The organism is Vibrio sp. 10N.261.52.A1 (assembly GCF_002876325.1).
GTDB lineage: Bacteria > Pseudomonadota > Gammaproteobacteria > Enterobacterales > Vibrionaceae > Vibrio > Vibrio chagasii.
In genome coordinates, this window is the sequence record NZ_MCYD01000980.1 from 1 (window position 1) to 7,195 (window position 7,195).

7 protein-coding genes are annotated in these 7,195 nt (G+C 42.3%); 6 read left to right on the forward strand and 1 reads right to left on the reverse strand.

The window, feature by feature from the left end:
• From BCT81_RS21230 to BCT81_RS21255, 6 genes are all read left to right on the forward strand, one after another.
• Positions 1 to 165, forward strand: a 165-nt coding sequence (locus tag BCT81_RS21230) for an iron chelate uptake ABC transporter family permease subunit (RefSeq protein ID WP_157938883.1), incomplete at its 5' end; no start/stop codon positions are given.
• Positions 152 to 910 (forward strand): vitamin B12 ABC transporter ATP-binding protein BtuD, encoded by a 759-nt coding sequence (btuD, locus tag BCT81_RS21235; protein ID WP_102425734.1) that lies wholly within the window; start codon positions 152 to 154, stop codon positions 908 to 910. The genes BCT81_RS21230 and btuD, both read left to right, overlap by 14 nt.
• Positions 911 to 1,310: 400 nt before the next feature.
• Positions 1,311 to 3,122 (forward strand): hypothetical protein, encoded by a 1,812-nt coding sequence (locus tag BCT81_RS21240; protein ID WP_102425735.1) that lies wholly within the window; start codon positions 1,311 to 1,313, stop codon positions 3,120 to 3,122.
• 519 nt (positions 3,123 to 3,641) lie between these two features.
• Entirely contained in the window at positions 3,642 to 5,114 is a 1,473-nt protein-coding gene (locus BCT81_RS21245) for a lytic polysaccharide monooxygenase (protein ID WP_102425736.1), read from the forward strand.
• Positions 5,115 to 5,354: 240 nt separating this feature from the next.
• On the forward strand, positions 5,355 to 5,534 hold the full coding sequence (locus BCT81_RS21250; protein ID WP_102425737.1) for a hypothetical protein: 180 nt from the start codon (positions 5,355 to 5,357) through the stop codon (positions 5,532 to 5,534).
• Between the two features lie 290 nt (positions 5,535 to 5,824).
• Positions 5,825 to 6,313, forward strand: a complete 489-nt coding sequence (locus BCT81_RS21255) for a GNAT family N-acetyltransferase (RefSeq protein WP_102425738.1) — start codon at positions 5,825 to 5,827, stop codon at positions 6,311 to 6,313.
• Positions 6,314 to 6,414: 101 nt separating this feature from the next.
• On the opposite strand, the gene BCT81_RS21260 is transcribed toward BCT81_RS21255, so the two are convergent.
• Positions 6,415 to 6,990, reverse strand: coding sequence for a nucleoside triphosphate pyrophosphohydrolase family protein (locus BCT81_RS21260; protein WP_008217561.1), 576 nt, complete (start codon positions 6,988 to 6,990; stop codon positions 6,415 to 6,417).
• Positions 6,991 to 7,195 lie beyond the last annotated feature (205 nt).

Here is a 7,195-nt window from a genome sequence, read left to right on the forward strand (position 1 = left end):
CTACTGCCTTTGTCTGCCGTCGCGGGGGCTGCGCTGCTGGTGTTTGCTGATATTTGCGCACGAACTTTACTTGATTCTGCAGAATTACCTTTGGGTGTGATGACCACAAGTATCGGTGCGCCTATCTTCATTTGGATGTTAATTAAAAATCATGATTCAAATTAAGAGCCTGAGCGTCGGCGCTCGTTTATTACCATTATCATTTGAGCTCAAGCCGGGCCAAGTAACTCATGTTATTGGGCCTAATGGCAGTGGCAAGAGTACTTTGCTGGAGGCCATTTCAGGCATAGGTGACAGCTACAAAGGTGATATCAAGATCGATGAGAAAGACCTATCTGACTTATCGTTACAGGACTTATCATTGCAACGTGCGTACTTGTGTCAGAGTGCAAGACCGGCTTTCAACTTAGAAGTGTTCCAATATCTGGCATTATCACTACCAAGCTCGTCACAAGGGCTTGAAACTGAAATCAATGCAGCCTTGGAAGAGATAACCCAGATGCTCGACATAGCGGATAAGCTTCATCGCTCAATTCAAGCTTTGTCAGGTGGTGAGTGGCAGCGAGTTCGATTGGCGGGCATGTGCCTACAAGTTTGGCCAACACTTAACCCATATGCGAAGTTACTGATCTTAGATGAACCGGCGGCACCGTTAGACATTGCGCAAGAGGCGTTACTCTATAAGCTCATTGAAAGAGTGGCGCAAAAGGGCATCGCCATAATCATGGCAAACCACGACCTTAACCGCACCCTAAGACACGCCGACCAAGTGCTACTGCTCGACAAAGGCGTTTTACAAGCTTGTGGTACTGCGGGGGAAGTACTGACTCCAGAACAACTTGAGTCTGTATTCAACACTCAAGTGAAGAGTGTGGCTCTTGATGGAATTATGGTATTGCTGTTTCAATAAACCAGGGGACAGTCAACTGAAAAATAAAACCCTAAGTTTTATTTCCGCGTAAGGGTTTATCGCCGATTTTTACCCAATCTTATTCTCTTTTATATATTACTTCTCGAAATCTTAATGTTAACAACAGTCTGTATTTGATAACAATTGTTTTACTTCAAAGCTATTTGGCTCCATAAAAAATCAAGGTGACAGTTGTTTTATCATAAAATAAAATTATTACCTCGCTATATTGATTTTTTCGTGTGATGTTTGCGTTGCATATGCTCTTTGTATGCCTCTGGGTGTTTGAGTTGTTTTTTTGTGATGATTTATTCGTTAAAAACAACTCTTATTAGCATAAATACTTTTAATTTGTGTTTGCACTGTAATCAATCCAATCTATCAAATACTGAGAAAACATATGAGTATTACTATAAGGAAGCTAGCACTGGGCATATCATGTGCCATTGTCCAGTATTCTGCATTTGCTGATCACAATACCTTTCCTACACTCAACAGTTCACATGAACATAAGTTTAAAGCCAATAGCCAGCTTTCTAGAGAATCTGAATTAACTTTCAACTTCGTGTTAAATAATGGTCCTAGAAATAAGTTAGATACTTTATCTAAGTCTTACTTAAATCAAATTGAAATTATTGATAAGAATAATCCTTTATATGATGAAAACCGTGTTAACCGTGATGCAGTAAAACAAGAGGTGGCTGAATCAATACAATATTATTTAAAGCATCAGTTAGTGTTGAACCCAAGGTTCGCTATATTGGACGGGAAAGTTGAAGAGTGGTGTTTGGAAGTACTTGACTCTAACTGTGTAAGTCCGATCGAGCCATTTGGACAATTGGCACACCTGGATAGTGCAATGGCACCTTCGGGTGGTTTTACACTTGTTGTCGGCAAACCTAATAGTCAAGCAACAATTAAAACGATACTTCAAACCGTACCTGGGCAGCGCTATACGCTTTCTTTTGACATCACTGGTGAATTTGTTAAGCATCCCGGACTCTCATATACATATCAACCACTAAATACACTTGTGTCCATTGGGGGGGAGGATACGCTAATCACTAAAGCGCACCCTTTAATTCAAGAAGAGTTTTGGTCTGGGGGCGTTTATGGGGTTGTAGATGCACCGTGGGATAACAACGAAAACGGCCGAAATCATTGGGAAAAGGTTGAACTGCAGTTTGTAGCGACGCAAGAACAAACTATCTTAAGTTTTACAAATCTTGCTAGAACGAACAGTGGTCAGCAGACATCACCAACAATGCTCTCTAACATAATGGTTTATGATGATGTGACAGCAGATAAAGGCCTTCAGCCAGGTAAGGTTGCGGTTATCGCCACTGCTGGCGTTAGCGTTGCTGCGCTTGCTGGGACGACAGTTTATCTGGCTCGCAAAGGTGTTTTTCAAGATGTATTCCAAGCTCTTGGATATTCTGCAACTACAGTTGGTCCTGGTACTGACGCTATGAAACTAAATGCGTCTTTCGATGATATGTATGAGATCCTGCAAGGAAATGGTGGTAAGCAAGCTTTAGAAAATTATTTAGCCTTCCCTACTCGAGAGTATGGCGCTGAATATTTTGAGAATCAGATTTCAGAGTCCGATCTTAACTTTATGACTGATATGGGATTTAAAGAACTCCACACTGGTTTGCCAGCCAATCAGCTCCCATTTGATGAGAGCGCGACATACATCACAAAAACGGTTTCAGATATCGCGCCTATAGAAGAACAAACTGTCATCAAGTTTGACTCTCAAGAGGCTGCTGCAAGTTTTGTTAGGCAGTTAGATTCGTACTTATTGAGGGAAGAAGACGCTATCCCAGGGATCAGTCAGCATGTGAGTAGTATTAGTGTCATTGTTGGTACTGATGAAGCAAATGCTGTTGCGGCTGAACATGAATCTGTAATTATTCTTCACAGTGCTAGTGAGTTTGAAGCTGGCGATGCTGGTCTTATGGGAGTAGGCGAATTTGTTGCGAGGTTTGCGGTTGCCAGCGGTTTTGAACAGTCTATCGTTGATAGTCTGCCGTTCATCTACAACTCAACAAGCCTCGCAGGTGTTGGTTGGAGTTCAGTTGTAGAAGACGTAAGTCAGGCTGCAACTACTGCCATTCATAGTTCCTACCAAGCAGGGATGACTGCAGAAGAGTTTTCTGCAGCAGCAATGGAAGCTTTGGAGGTTGCTGGTATCGTAGCGTTACTCTAGTTCCAATTAGATAATTTAATTAACGGGGTGCTGAAGTATAAGTATTGTGCTTCTTATGGCCTATCAATTCTAACGCCCAGCACCTTGACCATGTCGACTTTACAAATTTAGTGAGACAGCAATGGGAAAAGTTGGACTAAGATCTCACTCATCTAGCTGATTTAATTCTCTTTTGACTATGAGAAGCTCAAAGTGGCTTACTCGCGAAGCCGCTTTTTCTTCACTTTGAATATTGTTTCTACAATCAGGACAGGATACTGAGATCCAATAATTAGAAGCAACATCATCTATCTACAACGCTTTTGTTTGAGTTGTGTGATTCCGATTCCTATCGATATAAAACTCACTGTTATTGATAAAATTGACGTATATATTTTTCGTTGTTCTTTAAACGAAAACTATAAATCCTTGAACTACAATCCTGATTGACTAGCAGTCATTGGCATTGTTTAGGGTAAAATAATAGAGAGTGGGAAAGTGACAACAATAAATCATAATTTTCTTAAAGCAGCAGTAGGTATGGCTTTGCTATCGAGTGTGCCGTCAGTGGTAAATGCTCATGGTTGGTCTGAATTTCCAAGTGCACGTCAGAATACCTGTTACGAGCAAGGTGGCATTTGGTCGGGGACACCACCAAACGCAGCATGTGCTCAAGCTAAAGAGATTTCTGGCTCATATCCGTTTGTTCAGCGTAACGAATATGCAAAAAATATTCAGGATTTCAACAACATCAATGCTGTAAAAGCAGCGATTCCTGACGGCACGTTATGTTACGCCAATGATTCGCAAAAGCGCGGTATGGGCGCACCTCACACGGGTTGGACTCGTACCGAGCTAAGCACTGGTACGTTTGAATATGTATTCAACGCGACGGCACCACACAACCCTTCATTTTGGGAGTTTTACCTAACCAAACCAAATGCAGACTTGAGCAAAGGCCTAGCGTGGGGTGACTTAGATCTTATCCAAGAAGAGGGCAACGTCCCTGTAAATGGTGGTAAATACCGCATCAATGTAACCATTCCTTCGGACCGCTCTGGTGATGCAATCCTGTTTGTGCGCTGGCAACGTAATGATTCAGCAGGTGAAGGCTTCTACAACTGTTCAGACATCACTATTACTGGTGGTACAACTCCTCCACCAGAGCCGGGTCCAGAGCCTGATCTAGTGCGTGGTGATCTGTTTGTTTCAGACCAATTTGGAACGCCAGAAATTGGCGACACCGTTAAGTACGACATCATCAACAAGTATGGTGAAATCGCGCGCAGCTTCGACATCGTGATTGATGCAAGCAACGTTAACGATTGGGCTCGCTTGCTTGCTTCAGAGATTAACGGTTGGCACGAAGAGTTTAAAGATGGCGCGGTCTTTATCGGCGACTGGCATGCTGAAATGCAGCACTATATGTACTTCCAAAATGATCCTTCACGTAACTTCTTTAACTCAAAAGATAGCCGTGCTTCAGGTCAATTGACGTTGATTGACGGTGGTGATGGCGGTGTTGAACCGTTGAAAGGCGATATCTACGAACTTGTTAAGAGTGACAATGTAGTGAATGCGGGTGACAAAGTTGTGATTGCAACCAGTGAAGCCGCTAACCTTACGCAAACACAAGGTTCTACAGTAAGCATCCAAAACAATGGTACGGCTTCAATTGTGATTGATACTACAGCGATCACTGCGAACGAAACGTTATCTTTCGTTGCTAGCTCTATTGAAAGTGAGAGTGTTGAAACCTTCACATTCGAAGTGATTGCTGAAGATGGTGGTGTGACACCAGACCCAGATCCAACGCCGGATCCAGATCCGACTCCAGACCCAGACCCTACACCAACCCCGGGCACATGGGATTCATCTAAGGTTTACCTTGGTGGTGAAGTTGTGACTTACTCTAACCAGTCCTGGAAAGCGCAGTGGTGGATTCAGGGTGGTGAAAACCCTAAGGCAACTTACGAAAACGACAAGTGGGGCGTTTGGCGTCCAGCTAACTAAGGCCTGTTAACTGTTCCCCTGATGATTCCATTTGGGCTGAGTTTATTATCGTATAAATGGCGCTACAGAGATGTAGCGTCATTTTTTGTTCAAGGTGTTTATCGCCTCGTGGCACGAAATGGTAAAACTCAGTTGGAAGGATTGATTAGAATTATTTCAAACGCGACAAGTGCATAGGAAAAACACGAGTCACTTTATCTTATTTGAATGGATGCTTATTAATTCGAAAGAGGACTAATAATGTACGAACTAACACTGATTCTTAGCTTAATGATGGGTGGCGCACCAAGTACGGCTGAAATGGAAGTGAACACGCAATTCACGAGCCTTGAAGAATGTAACCAAGAAGGTGCAGCTCTAGCTAAGAAGTTAAACACTACCGATTTAAAAGTCATGCAAGTTCAATGTGAGCGTGACTAACCCCACGATATAATTAAGCACTGGGCACGCAATTTGTGCCCATGTTTCCTCATCTGTGTATACACCATTAGCGCACTTTAGCCTTTCTGAGTTTTACCTTTTAGCGTCAACCATTAAGGCTTGATTCAAAGTCATTGGCTCGCCTCGTTGATGCTCATATTTACTAAATTGTTAAATAGAAACAATTTTATCTAACCTATTGTTAAATATTTACTATTTGATAGTGTGTCTAGGTGCACATAAAAAGTGTACTTCAGATTTAGTAAAGAATAATAACAGTAGGAGTTGCGATGAGCATTCTAGTGAGACGCTCTGAACCGTCAGATGCAAAGGGAATAAAAGAAGTTTACGAATGCATTAATGCTTATACCGGTACGCTGCAACTCCCAAATCCATCTCTGGAAACCTGGCAAAAACGAATCTCAAATGTTCCAGATAATGTGTACTCTTATGTCGCGTTATTGGACGGAGAAATTGTTGGTAACCTAGGTTTAGAAGTATGTGTAAATCCAAGAAGGCGTCATGTCGCTTCTTTTGGTATGGGTGTTAAAGACGATGTGTTAGGCAGAGGCGTAGGTAGTCAGTTACTCGCAACGGCGATCGACTTATGTGACAACTGGATTAACATCAAACGACTGGAACTCACCGTCTATACCGATAACGAACGAGCGATCAGCCTATATAAGAAGTTTGGCTTCGTGATCGAAGGGGAGTCAGCAGGGTTTGCCTTTAGAAATGGCGAATATGTGGCGGCTTACCATATGGCGCGACTGGTATAACGCCTAGGTTCGATTAATAGATAATAAAGCGCCACGTTGTTATAACGTGGCGTTTGCTATTTCAGTTGGCTACTTACTTAAACAGCCAATATTTGATGCACTTAAGCCGTTAGTGGCTCAAGGTTTGCTGGGCGGTAATGCACTGATTTCAAAACTTTACCTTGGCGAACTGTTTTTCCTTCGGATACGAAATCTTCCGCACATTTAGCAATGATGTATTCACCTTTTTGAACCGCCATTAGCTTGATGTTCTGCTCAGCATAGAAAGCTTCGGTTTCTGCGTATTCTGTCTCGTTACGACATACTTTGCTCATGTTGCTTGAGTGTACTTCATCCCAGCAAGGTAAGAAGTCGATTGAGCGGTTTTTAGCAACGTTCAACAGAAGATCGATCAGATAGCTGATCGCTAGGTTGTCTTCTACTTTAGATTGACCAAGGTGAACCAAACGTCCCATCAAAACATAAACGCTGTCTACAATAGCGTCCGCTTGTTCGATTTTAGAGTCAGCTTCTGCCAATTCTGTCAGCTCTTCGATCGCTAGAGAGGTATGTAGCGTATCGCCTTTTTCATCCATTGTTTCAGGAGCCGCAACAGGCAGATCAAAAGTACTGCGGAACTCTTCAATGTCGCGGTAAAGGTGATCGTAGATTTCTTGGTTTAGTTGAGAAAGGTTCATATTCCTATCCATTCTGTTTCGTTAATGGGTCATTTTAACAAAGGTAAGAATAGGGTGCTAACGCAAAGTCGAAGAACTCGACTTTTATTCATTGGACCAATGAGGTATTTTGCACACAAATCAATTGATTATTATGATTTTCTACTTTTTACTCTTTTTTATATTAGAAATATTAATGTTGTCGCTCACTTAGGCAGCAGTGGGA